The 15,848-nt window shown below is 71.8% G+C and carries 12 protein-coding genes; 8 read left to right on the plus strand and 4 right to left on the minus strand.

All coding sequences use genetic code 11. From position 1 onward, the window contains the following. The first annotated feature begins 14 nt into the window (after nt 1–14). Nucleotides 15–1,307, plus strand: a complete 1,293-nt coding sequence (locus D2L64_RS13200) for a DUF2314 domain-containing protein (RefSeq protein WP_119575797.1) — start codon at nt 15–17, stop codon at nt 1,305–1,307. Nucleotides 1,308–1,420: 113 nt separating this feature from the next. On the opposite strand, the gene gcvT is transcribed toward D2L64_RS13200, so the two are convergent. Continuing rightward, a complete protein-coding gene (gene gcvT / locus D2L64_RS13205; RefSeq protein WP_119575799.1) occupies nt 1,421–2,545 on the minus strand; it encodes a glycine cleavage system aminomethyltransferase GcvT in 1,125 nt (374 codons plus the stop codon). A gap of 162 nt (nt 2,546–2,707) precedes the next feature. Here gcvT and D2L64_RS13210 point away from each other — a divergent pair, with 162 nt between their 5' ends. Next, entirely contained in the window at nt 2,708–4,279 is a 1,572-nt protein-coding gene (locus D2L64_RS13210) for a leucyl aminopeptidase (RefSeq protein ID WP_119575801.1), read from the plus strand. 63 nt (nt 4,280–4,342) lie between these two features. Here the strand turns inward: D2L64_RS13210 and D2L64_RS13215 are convergent, their stop codons facing one another. Then, nucleotides 4,343–4,672 carry a hypothetical protein gene (locus D2L64_RS13215; protein ID WP_119575803.1) on the minus strand — a complete coding sequence of 110 codons (330 nt, stop codon included), beginning with the start codon at nt 4,670–4,672 and terminating at the stop codon, nt 4,343–4,345. 260 nt (nt 4,673–4,932) lie between these two features. Between D2L64_RS13215 and lpdA the strand changes: the two genes are divergently transcribed. Together lpdA and sucB are read left to right on the plus strand one after the other, a co-directional pair. Beyond that, a complete protein-coding gene (lpdA, locus tag D2L64_RS13220) occupies nt 4,933–6,324 on the plus strand; it encodes a dihydrolipoyl dehydrogenase (RefSeq protein WP_119575805.1) in 1,392 nt (463 codons plus the stop codon). Between the two features lie 72 nt (nt 6,325–6,396). Then, complete coding sequence (gene sucB / locus D2L64_RS13225) at nt 6,397–8,196, plus strand: 2-oxoglutarate dehydrogenase, E2 component, dihydrolipoamide succinyltransferase (protein WP_119575807.1); 1,800 nt, start codon at nt 6,397–6,399, stop codon at nt 8,194–8,196. Between the two features lie 273 nt (nt 8,197–8,469). Here the strand turns inward: sucB and D2L64_RS13230 are convergent, their stop codons facing one another. Further along, the gene (locus tag D2L64_RS13230) at nt 8,470–9,417 is read right to left on the minus strand and encodes an SDR family NAD(P)-dependent oxidoreductase (protein ID WP_119575809.1); all 948 of its coding nucleotides are present in this window, start codon (nt 9,415–9,417) and stop codon (nt 8,470–8,472) included. Nucleotides 9,418–9,553: 136 nt separating this feature from the next. Between D2L64_RS13230 and D2L64_RS13235 the strand changes: the two genes are divergently transcribed. The 3 genes from D2L64_RS13235 (at nt 9,554) to D2L64_RS13245 (ending at nt 13,780) form a co-directional block, all read left to right on the plus strand. Next, complete coding sequence (locus D2L64_RS13235; RefSeq protein ID WP_199714512.1) at nt 9,554–10,132, plus strand: TetR/AcrR family transcriptional regulator; 579 nt, start codon at nt 9,554–9,556, stop codon at nt 10,130–10,132. A gap of 295 nt (nt 10,133–10,427) precedes the next feature. Beyond that, nucleotides 10,428–11,756, plus strand: a complete 1,329-nt coding sequence (locus tag D2L64_RS13240; protein ID WP_119575814.1) for a low temperature requirement protein A — start codon at nt 10,428–10,430, stop codon at nt 11,754–11,756. Nucleotides 11,757–12,064: 308 nt separating this feature from the next. Next, entirely contained in the window at nt 12,065–13,780 is a 1,716-nt protein-coding gene (locus D2L64_RS13245) for an LVIVD repeat-containing protein (protein ID WP_233558931.1), read from the plus strand. A gap of 72 nt (nt 13,781–13,852) precedes the next feature. Here the strand turns inward: D2L64_RS13245 and D2L64_RS13250 are convergent, their stop codons facing one another. Next, nucleotides 13,853–14,488 carry a DUF305 domain-containing protein gene (locus D2L64_RS13250; protein WP_158603496.1) on the minus strand — a complete coding sequence of 212 codons (636 nt, stop codon included), beginning with the start codon at nt 14,486–14,488 and terminating at the stop codon, nt 13,853–13,855. Between the two features lie 298 nt (nt 14,489–14,786). On the opposite strand from D2L64_RS13250, the gene D2L64_RS13255 reads away from it, so the two are divergent. Continuing rightward, nucleotides 14,787–15,686: a TIGR01777 family oxidoreductase gene (locus tag D2L64_RS13255; protein ID WP_119575907.1), complete on the plus strand. Its 900-nt coding sequence runs from the start codon at nt 14,787–14,789 to the stop codon at nt 15,684–15,686. Nucleotides 15,687–15,848: the final 162 nt, after the last annotated feature.

Genomic DNA, 15,848 nt, shown 5'->3' on the forward strand with positions numbered 1-15,848 from the left:
CCCCGGGGGACCACATGCTCATCACCGACGACTTCCTGCCCGTACCGGTCCCGGAGTCGCTCAGCGCGACCTACCTGGTGCCGACAGTGGGGCTGCCGTCGGTGACCGCCCGCACGGCCGTCCGCCGGCTGGCCGGTCGACTGGCCGAACCGGTACACGGGTTGGCCACGCAGATGCTGGACAGCCCCCTGATGAGCGTCGACGTGCGGCCGATCGGCGAGTTCCCCGAGCTGCCACCGGACCTGCTCACCGCGTTCGGGGCCAGCGAGGCGCAGCTCGACCGGTTGGCCGCCGCGAGCCACCTGGTGGTGGTCCAGGCCGAGTACCGGCCGGGCTGGCCGCCGGCGCACGAGTGGGCGGCCCGGGCGGTGGCCGCCGCGGTGGCCGAGACGGTCGGCGGCGACGTGGTCGACGTCTTCGGGTTGCAGTTCCTCGACCCGGCGGCGGCGCTGCGTTCGTTGCCGGACGAGCGGGGCCGGGTCCGGCTGGTCGACTGGGTGCTGGTGCCCTACTCGTCGGACGCCGAGGGCCTGTGGTTCACCACCAAGGGGCTGCGCCGCTTCGGGCTGCTGGAGTTGCAGACCCAGGGGGTGCCGGACCACCTCACCCGGGCCTGGGGCGCGGTGATGACCGGTGCCGCCCGACGGTTGCTGCGGGACTGGACCGACGGGCTGGCCGGTGACGAGGTGCCGGCGTTCGTGCAGCTGCCGGTACTGGCCACGGTGACCGGGCACGACATCGCGGTGGCGTACGGCAATCCGGAGCAGCACGGCGCGACCGCGCCGGTGCTGTTGCGGCTGGAACTGGACCCGGCCACCGACCCGGACGCCGATTCGTTCCTCAGCCTGCGTCCGCCGGCCGGGCACCCCGGACCGGCCGGGCGCTACTACGCCACCGCCTGCGCGACCCTCTTCTCCGGCATCCAGCCCGACGTGCGCTACGCGCGGGCGGGCGACGCGATGAGCCGGGCGGTCGCCACCGCCCGTGCCGGCCTGGGCGACATCCGGGCGCGGTTCCGCACCGGCCAACTGCCGCCGGAGACGCAGCTGGTGGTCAAGTACGGATTGTCCGGCGACGACGGACCCGAGTACGTATGGGCCGGGGTGACCGCCTGGGACACGCCGGAGCGGGTCGTCGGCGCGAGCGCCAGCGACGCCAACACCGACCCGACGGTGCGGATCGGCTCCGCCGTGGTGATCGAGGCCACCGACATCGTCGACTGGGCCCTGTTGAACCCCACCGGCGTGATCGAAGGCGGCTGGACCCAGGCAGTCCTGGACGCCGGCAACCCGCCCCCCACCCCCTAACCCACCCACCCCACCCCCGGCGCCATGAATGTTGATCATGAAGTTGTTGTCACCCGCCTCGGCGTGTCGCGACAACAACTTCATGATCAACCCTGGGTGGGCGGGGGTGGGGGTTACTTGACGGAGGGGTGGGTGAAGGGGGGGCGGGTCAGGAGCATGGGGAGACGGCGGCCCCGGATGTCGACCTGGAGTTCGGTGCCGTCGGGCAGGGCGGGGGCGGTGTCGACCAGGGCGAGGGCGATGCCGCGCTTGTTGGTGGGGCTGAAGGTGCCGCTGGTAACCGTGCCGACCCGGGTGTCACCGTGGAAGATCGCCATGCCGGGGCGCGGGATGGCCCGGTCGACGGCCACCAGGCCGCGCAGCGTACGCGCCGGTCCGGCCGCCTTCTCCGCGAGCAGCGCGTCCCGACCCCAGAAGGCCGGCTTGTCCCAGCCGACCGCCCAACCCGAACGGGCCTGCACCGGCGTGATCTCCAGCGACAGGTCCTGCCCGTGCAGCGGGTACCCCATCTCGGTACGCAGGGTGTCCCGGGCGGCCAACCCGCAGGCCCGCGGCGCCGGTTCGGCGGCGAACAGCGCGTCCCAGACCACGACCGCGTCGCCGGCCGGGACCACCAGTTCGTAGCCGCGCTCGCCGGTGTAGCCGGTGCGGCACACGGTCAGCTCGACGCCGTCGAGGGTGGCCGGCGAGAAGCTCATGTACTCGTGGGCGGTGGGCAGGCCCAACGCGTCCAGCAGTTCGGTCGAGCGCGGCCCCTGCACGGCCAGGACCGCGTACGCCTCGTGCTCGTCGGTGATCGTGACCTGCGGCGGGGCGGCGGCGCGCAGCCGGCGTACCACCTCGGCGGTGTTCGCGGCGTTCGGGATGAGGAAGACGTGGTCGTCGGCGTACAGGTAGGCGATGATGTCGTCCACCACGCCGCCGGTGGCGTCGTCGCAGCAGAGGGTGTACTGCGCCCGCCCCGGACCGATGCGACCCAGGTCGTTGCTGAGGCAGGCGTTCACGAACTCCGCCGCCCCCGGGCCGGTCACCCGGACCTTGCCCAGGTGCGACACGTCGAACACGCCGACGTCGGTGCGGACCGCGGTGTGCTCGCGGAGCACCCCGCCGCCGGCGTACTCCAGCGGCATCTCCCAGCCACCGAACGGGGCGAACTTGGCGCCGAGCGCGGTGTGCCGCTCGGCCAGCGGGGAACGACGCAGCCGGGTCGCGGCGGCGTCGGTGGTCACGTCGGTCATGGGTCGCAACTTACCGGGGCCCACCCGTCTGGTTAGCATCGGCGGGACCCGCCGGATGAGCCGGCGGGTAGCACCGACGTCCGGCGGACAATCAACCGTCGGCCAACTCCATCGCCGGTACGCCACCACGCGACCGGCCCGGCCCGCCCGGGAGCACCTTCCGTGACATCGTCCAGCACCACCCTGAGCCTGGTCGACACCGACCCAGCCGAACTCGCCGTCGACGCGATCGTGATCGGCGTGCACAGCACGTCCGGCGGACAGGACGCCACCAGCGGCCTCGCCGGCACCCTACTGCTCGCCAGCGGAGCGGAGAGCATCGCCGCCGCCTTCGACGGCAAACTGACCGAGACGCTCGCGTTGCTCGGTACGACCGGTGGCCCGGGCGAGGTGATCAAGTTGGCGACCCTGGGCACCATCAGCGCCCCGGTGATCGCCGCGGTCGGCCTCGGCCCGGAGCCCAGCGGCGCGGCACCCGCCCCGGAGACCCTGCGTCGGGCCGCGGGGGCCGCCGTACGGTCGCTGGCCGGCGCGGCGCGGGTGGCGCTCGCGCTGCCGCTGCCCGACGACGCCGACGCCGCGGCCGCGGTGCGCGCGGTCGCCGAGGGGGCGCTGCTCGGTGGGTACCGGTTCGCCGGCTACAAGACCCGGCCGCAGCCGAACCGGCGCGAGCCGGTGGCCGAGGTGCTGGTCGCGGTGCCGGACGCCGCGGACGCGACGGCGCGGGCCGAGGTGGCCCGGGCGGCGGCGGTGTCCGCCGCGGTGCGGCGTACCCGGGACTGGGTCAACATCGCCCCGAACGAGCTGCGCCCGCCGGCCTTCGCCGACTCGGTGGCCGAGGCCGCCCGGGCGGCGGGTCTCGGGGTGGAGGTGCTCGACGAGGCGGCGCTGCGGGAGGGCGGCTACGGCGGCATCATCGCCGTCGGGCAGGGCTCGGAGGCTCCGCCGCGACTGGTCAAGCTGACCTACACGCCCGACGGCGGCGACAGCGGCAAGCGGGTGGCGCTGGTCGGCAAGGGCATCACCTTCGACACCGGCGGCGTCTCGATCAAGCCGGCGCAGGGCATGTGGGAGATGAAGTCCGACATGGCCGGCGCGGCGGCGGTGGCCGCCACCATGCTGGCGGTGGCCGAGCTGAAGCCGTCGGTGACGGTGACGGCGTACGTGCCGATGGCGGAGAACATGCCCTCGGGCACCTCGTACCGGCCGGGCGACGTGATCACCATGTTCAACGGCAAGAAGGTCGAGGTGCTCAACACCGACGCCGAGGGCCGGATGATCCTGGCCGACGCGATGGCCCGGGCCTGCGCGGACGGCACCGACTACCTCTTCGAGACCTCGACCCTGACCGGTGGACAGGTGGTCTCGCTGGGCAAGCGGATCTCGGGTGTGATGGGCACCATGGAGCTGTGCGAGCGGGTCCGTGTCGCGGGCGACGCGGTCGGCGAGCCGGCCTGGCCGATGCCGCTGCCGGACGACGTGCGCAAGGGCATGGACTCCGAGGTCGCCGACATCTCGCAGGTCAACGCGGGCATGGACCGGGCCGGGCACATGCTGCAGGGCGGGGTGTTCCTGCGCGAGTTCGTCACCGACGAGGTCGCCTGGGCGCACATCGACATCGCCGGCCCGGCGTACCACTCGGGTGAGGCGACCGGCTACTGGACCAAGGGCGGCACCGGTGTGCCGGTGCGTACCCTGCTGCACCTGATCGACGACGTCGCCGCCAACGGCTGACCCGCACGGAAGGGCCCCCTGCCGACGGCACGCCGATGGCAGGGGGCCCTTCGCGGCGGTCGGTCAGTACAGCTCCGGGCGGCGCTTTCGCCGCTCGTTGTAGTCGCGCATGCGCTGCGGGTAGCCCATCAGCGCCACGTCGTAGACCGGGATGCTCAGCCGGTACGCGAAGCGCCGGGCCCCGTCCGGGCCGTCGATGCGGCGCCGGGTCCACTCGCCGTCGTCGGCGATCAGGATGACGGTGGTCTCGGTGACCGTGGTCCGTGGCTCGATGAACGCCTCGACACCCTTGCGGGTGCGGACGAAGTTCTCAAGGTGCTCCAGATCGGCGCGATTGGCCGTACGGTCAGGTTCGGCCCCGCGTGCCCGCTTGCGTCGCCGGAACAGTCCCACTGAGCCGTCTCCCCACCTGTCACGTCGTCGAGAAAAGCGAACCCTCTCCCACCCTCCGTGCGGCCGTCCGACCGCAAGGACGGACGCCGCGCGCGGTTCGGGTCGAAAAGGATTCGGTGCCAAGGGTACGTGCCGACAACGTGTCGTTGGGCACCTCGGTACGCGGCTGCGGCACGGTGGTGACAAGATGGCCGAGGTGGGGTGTGTCCCTGTTACCCCGCCGTGACCCCCGATGCAGCGAAGCGACCTGGGAGTTGGACGTGAGCGAGCCGAACGACGCAACCTTCGACATCGTCATCCTCGGAGGTGGGAGCGGCGGCTACGCGACCGCGCTGCGCGCCGCCCAGCTGGGGCTTTCCGTCGCGCTGGTGGAGAAGGGCAAGGTCGGCGGCACCTGCCTGCACAACGGCTGCATCCCCACCAAGGCGCTGCTGCACGCCGCCGAGATCGCCGACCAGACCCGCGAGTCCGAGCAGTTCGGCGTCAAGGCCGAGCTGGTCGGCATCGACATGGCGGCGGTCAACTCGTACAAGGACGGCGTGATCTCCCGCCTCTACAAGGGCTTGCAGGGTCTGGTCAACGGCTCCAAGAACATCACCGTGGTGGCGGGTGCCGGCCGGCTGGTCGCACCGAACGTCGTCGAGGTCGACGGCAAGCGGTACACCGGTCGCAACATCGTGCTGGCCTCCGGTTCGTACGCCAAGAGCCTGCCCGGCCTGGAGATCGACGGCGAGCGGGTGATCACCAGTGACCACGCGCTGACCCTGGACCGGGTGCCCAGCTCGGCGATCGTGCTCGGCGGCGGCGTGATCGGTGTCGAGTTCGCCAGCGTGTGGAAGTCCTTCGGGGTGGACGTGACGATCATCGAGGCGCTGCCCCGGCTGGTCGCCGCCGAGGACGAGGAGTCGTCGAAGGCGCTGGAGCGGGCGTTCCGCAAGCGGAAGATCAACTTCAAGGTCGGCAAGCCGTTCGAGAAGGTCGAGAAGACCGACAACGGCGTGAAGGTGACCATCGCCGGCGGCGAGACCGTCGAGGCCGAGCTGCTGCTGGTCGCGGTCGGCCGGGGCCCCAACACCGCCGACCTCGGGTACGAGGAGCAGGGCGTCAAGATCGACCGGGGCTACGTCCTGACCGACGAGCGGCTGCGCACCGGCGTGCCGAACGTCTACGCGGTCGGCGACATCGTGCCCGGCCTGCAACTCGCCCACCGCGGCTTCCAGCAGGGCATCTTCGTCGCCGAGGAGATCGCCGGCCAGAACCCGGCGGTGATCGACGAGGCGGGCATCCCGCGCGTCACCTACTGCGACCCGGAGCTGGCCTCGGTCGGCCTCACCGAGGCGAAGGCCAAGGAGCAGTACGGCGCTGACAAGATCAAGACCTACAACTACAACCTCGGCGGCAACGGCAAGAGCCAGATCCTCAAGACGACCGGCTTCGTGAAGCTGGTCCGGGTTGAGGACGGCCCGGTGGTCGGCGTGCACATGGTCGGTGCCCGGGTCGGCGAACTGGTCGGCGAGGCGCAGCTGATCTACAACTGGGAGGCGTACCCGGGCGAGGTCGCGCAGCTCGTGCACGCCCACCCGACGCAGAACGAGGCCCTGGGCGAGGCGCACCTGGCCCTCGCCGGCAAGCCGCTGCACGCGCACGCCTGACCACGACGTACCCGCGGCGTCCGGCGACGGGCGATGATCCCCCCACCAGGGAAATGAAGGAGTCTGGAGAACATGCCGGTATCGGTCACCATGCCCCGGCTCGGCGAGAGCGTCACCGAGGGCACCGTCACGCGCTGGCTCAAGCAGGAGGGTGAGACCGTCGAGGTCGACGAGCCCCTGCTGGAGGTTTCCACCGACAAGGTCGACACCGAGATCCCGTCGCCCGCGGCCGGCGTGCTGACCCGGATCGTGGTGGGCGAGGACGAGACGGCCGAGGTCGGCAGCGAGCTGGCGGTGATCTCCGGCGAGGGCGAGTCGGCCGGCGGCGCGACCCCGCAGCAGGCCCCCGCCGAGCAGGCCGCCGAGGCGGCCGAGGAGCCCGAGGCCGAGGCGGAGCAGCCGGCCGTCGAGGAGCCGGCCGAGCAGTCGGCCCCGGCCGCGGCGCCGTCGGGCGAGGGCACCCCGGTGCAGATGCCGGCCCTCGGCGAGAGCGTCACCGAGGGTACGGTCACCCGCTGGCTCAAGCAGGTCGGCGAGACCGTCGAGGTGGACGAGCCGCTGCTGGAGGTCTCCACCGACAAGGTCGACACCGAGATCCCGTCGCCGGTCGCCGGCACCGTCCTGGAGATCAAGGTCGCCGAGGACGAGACCGCCGAGGTGGGCGCCACGCTGGCCGTGGTCGGTACCGCCGGTGCGGCGCAGGCCGAGCCGGCGCCCAAGCCCGAGCCGAAGGCGGAGGCCAAGCCCGAGCCGAAGGCGGAGGCCAAGCCCGAGCCGAAGCCGCAGGTCTCCGAGCCGACGCCCGGCACGTCGTACAACGAGCCGGCCGCGGAGGCCGAGACCGCGCCGGAGCCGGCCAGGGTCGAGCAGGCCGCCACTCCCCCGGCTCCGACCCCGAAGCCCACCGCCACCCCCAGCGCCAACGGCGAGGCCGCCGGGTACGTGACCCCGCTGGTCCGCAAGCTCGCCGGTGAGCACGGCGTGGACCTGGCCTCGGTCAACGGCACCGGCGTCGGGGGCCGGATCCGCAAGCAGGACGTGCTGGACGCCGCGGAGAAGGCCCGCGCCGCCAAGGCCGCACCGGCCCCGGCGGCACAGCCGACGGCCGCCGCCCCGGCCAAGCCGGCCGCCAAGCCGCAGCCCAGCGCCAAGCGCGGCACCACCGAGAAGCTGCCCCGGATCCGGGCGGCCATCGCCAAGCGGATGCTCTCGTCGCTGCACGAGATGGCGCAGCTGACCACCGTGATCGAGGTGGACGTCACCAAGATCGCCAAGCTGCGGGCCCAGGCGAAGGACTCCTTCCTCCAGCGGCACGGCGTCAAGCTGTCGTTCCTGCCGTTCTTCGCCCTGGCCGCGATCGAGGCGCTGCAGACGTACCCGATCGTCAACGCCAGCATGGACCTCGACGGCGGGACGATCACCTACCCCGACGCCGAGAACCTCGGCATCGCGGTGGACACCGAGCGCGGCCTGCTGGTGCCGGTCATCCACAACGCCGGTGACCTGAACCTGGGCGGTATCGCCAAGCGGGTCGCCGACCTGGCCGAGCGGACCCGGACCAACAAGATCAGCCCGGACGAGATCGCCGGCGCGACGTTCACGCTGACCAACACCGGCAGCCGCGGCGCACTGTTCGACACCCCGATCGTGCCGTCGCCGCAGTCGGCGATGCTCGGCACGGGTGCCGTGGTCAAGCGTCCGGTCGTGGTCAACGACCCGGAGCTGGGCGAGGTCATCGCGGTCCGGTCGATGGTCTACCTGGCCCTGTCGTACGACCACCGCCTGATCGACGGTGCCGACGCGGCCCGCTTCCTGGTCTCGGTCAAGGAGCGCCTGGAAGCCGGCAACTTCGAAGCCGAACTCGGCCTCTAACCCCAGCACGCCCCGAGGGCGCCCCGGTCTCCGACCGAGGCGCCCTCACCCTCTCCCGCCCTCACCCTCTCGCCCCGCCCCGCCGAGCCCCGCCCGCGCCCCGCCGCGCCCGCGCCCCGCCGCGCCCCGGCGCGCCCGCCGCAGCTCAGCGATCATGCACTTTCGGTCGCTGATTCGTCCACTTTCGCGGCTTTTGTCGAGGCAGAAAGTCCATGATCGGCGCCGAAGTGGGCGGCACTGACGGGGACGGGGCGGACGGGGACGGGGGTGAGGTCAGGGGGTTGCGAGGGTTTGTTCGGTGGTTTGCCAGAGGCGGTCGGCGGCCTCGGGGTCGAGGGCGTACGGGGCCACGCCGGTGCGGGTGCCGGGCTGGTTCAGCCCGGCCTGCTGGCAGTCCTCGAAGTAGCGTCCACCGATGCCGTCGAGCAGCGGTGAGGTGGCCAGCAGGACCGAGGTCGCGGCGCCCTGCTCGGGCGTCTTCCAGGAGGGGGCGGCGGGTCCGCTCTCGGAGCGCAGCCGGGCCAACTGCTCCTCTGTCACGTAGCGCTGCAGGTTGGTCTGGATGGCGCCGGGGTGCAGCGCGTTGACCAGGATGCCGTCGTCGGCCCAGCGCCGGGTCGCCTCGACGGCGAAGAGCACGTTGGCGGTCTTGGACTGCCCGTACGCGGCCCACGGCTCGTACTCGCGGCGCTCGAAGTGGATGTCGTCGAAGACGACCGGCGAACGCAGGTGGGCCGCCGAGCTGACCGAGACGACCCGTGCGCCCTGCGCCGCGGCCAGGGCCGGGCGCAACCCGCTGGCGAGCGCGAAGTGACCGAGGTGGTTGGTGGCGAACTGCATCTCCCAGCCCTGCGGGGTACGCATCAGCGGGGAGGCCATGATGCCGGCGTTGTTGACCAGGATGTGCAGCGGCCCGTCCCAGGCCGCCACGAAGGCGGCCACCGAGGCCAGGTCGTCCAGGTCGAGCCGGGCCACCCCGATCCGCTCGTTGCCGGTGCTGGCGGCGATCTCCCTGGCGGCCCGTTCACCCTGCTCCGGCTTGCGTACGGCGAGGGTGACGTCGGCGCCCGCGGCGGCCAGCGCCCGGGCGGTCTCGACCCCGATGCCCGATCCGCCGCCGGTGACGACCGCCCGGCGACCGTGCAGGTCCAGGCCCGCGACCACCTCGAGCGCGGCGGAGGAGGCGTTGAACGGGATGTTGACGGGTGTACCGATGGTCATGATCCATCCTTGTCGGAGACGCGCGGCGGGACGGACCGCCGCTACGATGAGAAGCGGAGGCTCCTCCGTTACAGCCGAGGCTAACCGGAGGATCCTCCGTTTGCCACCGGTCGGTGACCGGAGTTCAGGAGGAGACGTGCCGGAGGCAGGCCCCCGACCGCTGCGCGCCGACGCACGGCGCAACCGCGAGCGCCTGCTGGACGCCGCCGTCCGGGCGTTTTCCCAGCGCGGCGCCGAGGTAACGCTGGAAGCGATCGCCAGGGACGCCGGGGTGGGCATCGGCACGCTCTACCGGCACTTCCCCACCCGAGAAGCGCTGGTCGAGGCGGCCTACCGCAACGAGCTGGCGAAGCTCTGCGACTCGGCCGCCGCGCTGCTGGACGAGCTGCCGCCGGCCGAGGCGACCCGGGCCTGGATGGACCACTTCGTCGACTATCTCGCCACGAAACGGGAGATGGCCGACGCCCTGCGCCTGGTGATCGCCGCGGGCAGCAATCCGTTCGCGCAGAGCCGCGACCGGCTCGTCGCCGCCCTCGCTTCCCTGCTGGGCACCGGTGCGGCGGCGGGCACGATACGCCCCGACGTCGACCCCGCCGACCTGCTGGTCGGGCTCAGCGGGGTGAGTCTGGCCGCCGGCGGACGAGAGCAACGCGACCAGGCCCGGCGGCTACTGGACCTGCTGATGGACGGCCTGCGCCACCGCCCACCGGTCTGACCACCCGGCGGCCCCCGCCGGGCCACCCCACGACCCTGGGCCCGCCAGCCCGACCGGCCCCCGACGCCCCCGCCGAGTTTCCCCCACCACCCCGCCCCAGCAGCCCGCCCCGCCCCGCAGCCCCCGCCGAGCTGACCCCACCACCCCGCGCCCCACCAGCCCCACCGGCCTCCGACGAGCTGACCCCACGCCCTGCGGCCGTGCCGGCCTCCGTCGGCCCCGCACCTCGCCGACCCGACCGGCGGGCTGGTCCGAATCCCGCCCAGCCCCACCGCACGCTTGGGAAACTCGGGCAGTGAGCGACAGAGGCTGGCGAGGGCGACTGGGGCCGGCCGTCGGGATAGCGCCGGGCGCGCGGGTCGACAAGTTCGAGATCTTCTTCGACCTGGTCTTCGTCTTCTCGTTCTTCAACATCGCCCGGACCACCGCCGCCAACATCGACGGTCAGGCCCTGCTGCACGCCCTGCTGGTACTCGCCGTGCTCTGGTGGTGCTGGGTGGTGCACACGGTGATCGCCACCCGGGTACGCATCGGTGAGGGCTTCGTACCGGTGCTGATGGTCATCGGGATGGCCGCGCTGTTCTGCTTCGCGCTCGCCCTGCCGCAGGCGTTCCAGGATCCGCACCGTGGCGAGGCCGGGGCGGTCGTACTGGCGGTCAGCTACCTGGTCATCCGCGCCGTCCACCTGGCCCTGTTCCTGCACGTGGTTCGCCACGATCCGGTGGAACGCCGGCAACTGCTCCGATACGCCCCGGAGCTGACGCTGAGCACGATCCTGCTGCTGCTGGCGGCGTTGCTGCCGCCGCAGCTGCCCGACTCGGGTACCGCCCAACTGGTCCGCGACGGCCTGTGGATCAGCGTCATCCTGCTCCAGTACGCCACCGGGCTGCTCGCCAGCACCTGGGGCTGGGAGGTGACCTCGGCCGAGCACTGGACCGAACGGTACGACCTGATCCTGATCATCGCGCTCGGCGAGTCGGTGATCTCCGTCGGCCTGGGCAGCAACCTGATCGGACAGCCACCGACCCTGCCGGGGGTGACCGCGGCGGTGCTCGGCATCGTCTTCACCGCGGCCCTGTGGTGGCTGCACTACGACGTGATCGGTCCGGCCGCCCGGATCGCCCTGCACGCCAGCCAGGGCCGCGCCCGGGTGCTGATGGCCCGGGACGCGTACGCGTACCTCTACCTGCCGATGATCGGCGGGATCATCCTGTTCGCTCTCGGCGCCGAGGGCATCGTGCACGACATCGCCGAACCGGGGGTGCCGGTCGGCGAACCGGCGCGGGGACCGGACGTGCCGCTGCTGTTCGGCGGAGTGATCTGCTACCTGGTCGGCAACATGCTGTTCCAGCTGCGCACCCTGCGCACGTTGTCCTGGCTGCGGCTCGGCACGGTGGTCGTACTCGCGCTGAGCGTTCCGCTGGCCATGCCCCTGCCCGGCCTGCTCACCATGGGGCTGCTCACCGCGATCTGCGTCGGTCTGGTCGTCGCCGAGGTGGTGCTGATGTCCGAGGCCCGGCACGCGCTGCGCGCCGCGGTCTTCGAGGAGCGCACCGCGCACGAGGCCGCCGAGGCCGCGTACCGCGCCCGTTGGCACGAGAATCCGCCCGATCCGACGCCGTGAACGGCACCGCCGGAAGGGACGGGAAAGGCCCGCCCGACCGCCGCCATTCGACGAATGGCGGAGATTACCGCGAGATTTCCCACCTGCTTTCCGGTACCTGACGGAACTCGCCCTTCCCCGCTCTCACCTGGCCTTTTCTTCATCCGAAAGGCCGAGATGCCACATCACCGCTGGTCGGTACGGTCCTTACTCACACGACGCGCCCGCGCACCCCCCACGGATGCCGCGTCCGTCTTTCCATCGAAAGGCAGGCAATGACACTTCGATCCCCCTCCCGGCCCCGCAGGGGTCGGCAGATCCTGGGCCTGATGGCCGCAGGGCTACTCCTGGCCGGCGTGATGCCCGGCACGGCGTCGGCCGCGGAACCCGATCCGCGGGTCGACCTCGGCGCCGGCTGGCTCGACGCGCAGTCCGCCATCTCCAACCTGGAGCACCTGGCGCACCGCGACAAACCAGCCGGCTTCGTCGACCCGGCGAACCCCGGCAGCGGCTCGTACATCGCCTCGGACCTCGGCTTCGGTGGCAAGTACGCGTTCCTGGGCAACTACAACGGGTTCAACATCGTCGACGTCTCCAAGCCGGCCGACCCGACGCTGGTCACCAGCGTGGTCTGCCCGGGCGGACAGGGCGACCTCTCGGTCTACGGGAACCTGCTGTTCATGTCGGTCGAGGAGACCCGCGGCCGGCTCGACTGCGGCACCAACTCCAGCGTCGGCACCCGCTTCCAGGGCGTCCGCGTCTTCGACGTCAGCGACGTGCTCAACCCGGTGCAGGTCGCGGCGGTCCAGCTCTGCCGTGGTTCGCACACCCACTCGGTGGTGACCGACCCGAAGGACAAGGACAACGTCTACGTCTACGTCTCGGGCACCGCTGGCGTACGCCCGGCGACCACGATGGCCGGTTGCAACAACAACACCGCCACGGGTGAGAACCCGTCGCGCTGGCGCATCGAGGTCATCAAGGTTCCGCTGGCCGCCCCCGAGCAGGCCGCTGTCGTGAACGAGCCGCGGCTGTTCGCGAACCCGGAGACCGGCCGCGTCGACGGCCTGCAGAACGGGCCGCTTGAGCCGCGCCACCCGTCCGGCTCGACCTGGTCGCCGTCGCCGAACACCAACGCCTGCCACGACATCACCGCCTACCCGGAGATCGGGCTGGCCGCTGGCGCCTGCCAGGGCAACGGCATCCTGATCGACATCTCGGACCCGGCCAACCCGGTCCGGATCGACGAGGTCGCCGACCCGAACTTCGCGTACTGGCACTCGGCGACGTTCAACAACGACGGCACCAAGGTGATCTTCACCGACGAGTGGGGTGGCGGTAGCGGTGCCCGCTGCCGGGACACCGACCAGCCCGAGTGGGGCGCGAACGCCATCTTCGACATCGTCGACGGCAAGATGGAGTTCAAGAGCTACTACAAGCTGCCGGTTCCCCAGTCGCTGCAGGAGAACTGCGTCGCGCACAACGGTTCGCTGATCCCGGTGCCGGGCCGCGACATCATGGTGCAGGCGTGGTACCAGGGCGGCCTGTCGGTGTTCGACTTCACCGACTCGACCAACCCGCACGAGATCGCCTTCTTCGACCGCGGCCCGGTCGCCGCGGACCGGCTGGTGACCGGTGGCTTCTGGTCGGTGTACTGGTACAACGGCGCCATCTACGGCAACGAGATCGCCCGTGGTCTCGACGTGTTCGCGCTGAAGCCCAGCGCGCACATGTCGGCGGCGGAGATCAAGGCCGCCGGGCAGGTTCAGCTCGCCGAGTTCAACGCCCAGTCCCAGCCGGCGATCAGCTGGACGCCGAGCTTCGCGGTGGCGCGGGCTCACTACGACCAGGCGGTACGGGCCGACGCCATCGGCCACCCGCTGAAGTCCCAGGTGGACATGTTCCTGCAGCGGGCCGAGAAGTTCGCGGCCGAGGGCAAGCGGTCCGCCGCGGTGTCCCAGCTGGGGGAGATCTCCGCCAAGCTCGTCGCTCCCGAGCACCAGGCGCTGAAGCGGGCGATCCTGGACCTGCAGGCGTCGCTCTGATCCGTCCCTGACGTAACCGGCCCCCGACTCGAAGCCTTCGAGTCGGGGGCCGGTTCGCTACCGCCGCGGCGGTCAGCGCATCGCGGCCAGCATCCCCTGCATCCGCTGGATCTCGATGCTCTGGTCGGCGTTGAACTCGCGGGCGAGCTGGTCGGTGGCGGGCTCGGCACCACCACCGGCCTCGTACAGGTCCTTCACCATCACCAGGGCGCCCTCGTGGTGCTGGATCATGAAGGTGAGGAAGAGCCGGTCGAACTCCGCGTCACGTGCCTTCTTGAGCTGCTCGAACTGCTTGCCGGTGAGCATTCCCGGCATCAGCTCGTGCCCACCGTGACCCGCGTTCGGGCCGCTGGTGGGCACGTTGCGGTCCGTCAGCCACCGCTGCATCAACGCGATCTCGTCGTGCTGCGACACGTCGATCCGCTTGGCGAGCAGCGCGATGTCCGGGTTGTCGGTACGCGCCGCCACCAGTGCCGTCATCGCCAGCGCCTGCTCGTGGTGCGGGATCATGCCCTGGATGAACAGGGTGTCGGCCGCGGTGAACTTCGGCGGCGAGATCTGGGCCAGCTCGTCGTCGGTCAACGTCCGGCCCGCCTGCCCCGGCGCGCCCGGCTGCACCACGTGGGCACTCGGCGGACGGTACGGCGGCTCGCTGTCGGGCCAGAGGGCGACGGCCACCCCGGAACCGACCACGGCCGTGGCGGCCACGGCCGAAAGGAGCACTCGACGAGACAGCGGCATGGTTCACGTACCAATCTCAGCTTGAGCTGCACAGATGTGAAGGCCATGGTGCCTCATGCCGGTCCCCGTCACCAGGGACCGGGCGGCTGTTCGTTGCCCGGTCCCGAGCCACCGGACGGCGGCCCGACCTGGACGAACGGACACCCGCGCCGAAGGCCACGCCAACGCCGCGCAAAGCTGCCGGCGAAGCCGCATCCGTGGCGGGAGGGGTGGGGGTAACCGAGTCGACTCGGTCGGGCCGCCGCGCGTACCCGAAGATATGACCATGCGGATCCTCATGGCCGGTGCGTCCGGCTTCCTCGGCACCCGACTGGTCGACCAGCTCGTCGCCGACGGGCACCAGGTGACCCGGCTGGTCCGCCGGGCGCCGCGTGGCCCGGACGAACGGCGGTGGTCGCCGTCGGCGGCGCAGCTGGACCCGGCGCTGGTGGCCGAGGCGGACGCGGTGGTCAACCTGGCCGGCGCCGGGGTGGGTGACCGGCGCTGGAACGACCGGTACAAGCAGCTGATCCGGTCAAGTCGAGTGGACACCACCAGCACCCTGGCGATCACCATCGCCGGGCTGCCCGCCGCGGACCGGCCCGAGGTGCTGCTGAACGCCTCGGCGATCGGCTGGTACGGCAACACCGGTGATCGGGTCGTCGAGGAGGACGCGCCGGCCGGTGAGGGCTTCCTCGCCGACGTGGCCCGGGTCTGGGAGGCCGCGACCCGCCCGGCCGAGGACGCCGGGGTACGGGTGGTACGCCTGCGTACCGGGCTGCCGCTGCACCGCGACGGCGGGCTGCTCAAGCCGATGCTGCTGCCGTTCAAGCTGGGCATCGCCGGGCGGCTGGGCAGCGGACGGCAGTGGATTCCGTGGATCTCGATGGTCGACTGGCGCAACGCCGTCACGTACCTGCTCGCCCGCGCCGACCTGGCCGGGCCGGTCAACGTGGTCGGCCCGGCCCCGGTCACCAACGCCGACTTCACCCGGGAACTGGCCCGGCAGCTGCACCGCCCGGCGGTGCTCCCGATCCCGGCGCTGGCGCTCCAGGTGGCCCTGGGCGGCTTCGCCCAGGAGGCGTTGACCAGCACGCGCGTGCTACCCGGGGTGCTGACCCGCGCCCAGTTCGTCTTCCGCCACCCCGACCTCCCCACCGCCCTACACGCCGCCCTGCACGACTAGTCACCCCCACCCCCGCCGTCCCCGCAGCGTCGATCATGAAGTTGTTGTCGCCCGGCCCGGCGTGTCGCCACAACAACTTCATGATCAACGCTGCGGGGGCGGCGGGGGGGGTTAGCAGCCGATGGTCCAGTGGTTGGGGGCGGTCTGGCGCAGGGTGGTGGT

The organism is Micromonospora radicis, assembly GCF_003583405.1.
GTDB lineage: Bacteria > Actinomycetota > Actinomycetes > Mycobacteriales > Micromonosporaceae > Micromonospora > Micromonospora radicis.

Excerpts from the sequence above, each read along its gene's own strand:
- sucB (WP_119575807.1), top strand. The coding sequence starts at position 6,397 with ATGCCGGTATCGGTCACCATGCCCCGGCTCGGCGAGAGCGTCACCGAG.
- gcvT (WP_119575799.1), bottom strand. The coding sequence starts at position 2,545 with ATGACCGACGTGACCACCGACGCCGCCGCGACCCGGCTGCGTCGTTCC.
- D2L64_RS13255 (WP_119575907.1), top strand. The coding sequence starts at position 14,787 with ATGCGGATCCTCATGGCCGGTGCGTCCGGCTTCCTCGGCACCCGACTG.
- D2L64_RS13230 (WP_119575809.1), bottom strand. The coding sequence starts at position 9,417 with ATGACCATCGGTACACCCGTCAACATCCCGTTCAACGCCTCCTCCGCC.
- D2L64_RS13245 (WP_233558931.1), top strand. The coding sequence starts at position 12,065 with ATGGCCGCAGGGCTACTCCTGGCCGGCGTGATGCCCGGCACGGCGTCG.
- D2L64_RS13200 (WP_119575797.1), top strand. The coding sequence starts at position 15 with ATGCTCATCACCGACGACTTCCTGCCCGTACCGGTCCCGGAGTCGCTC.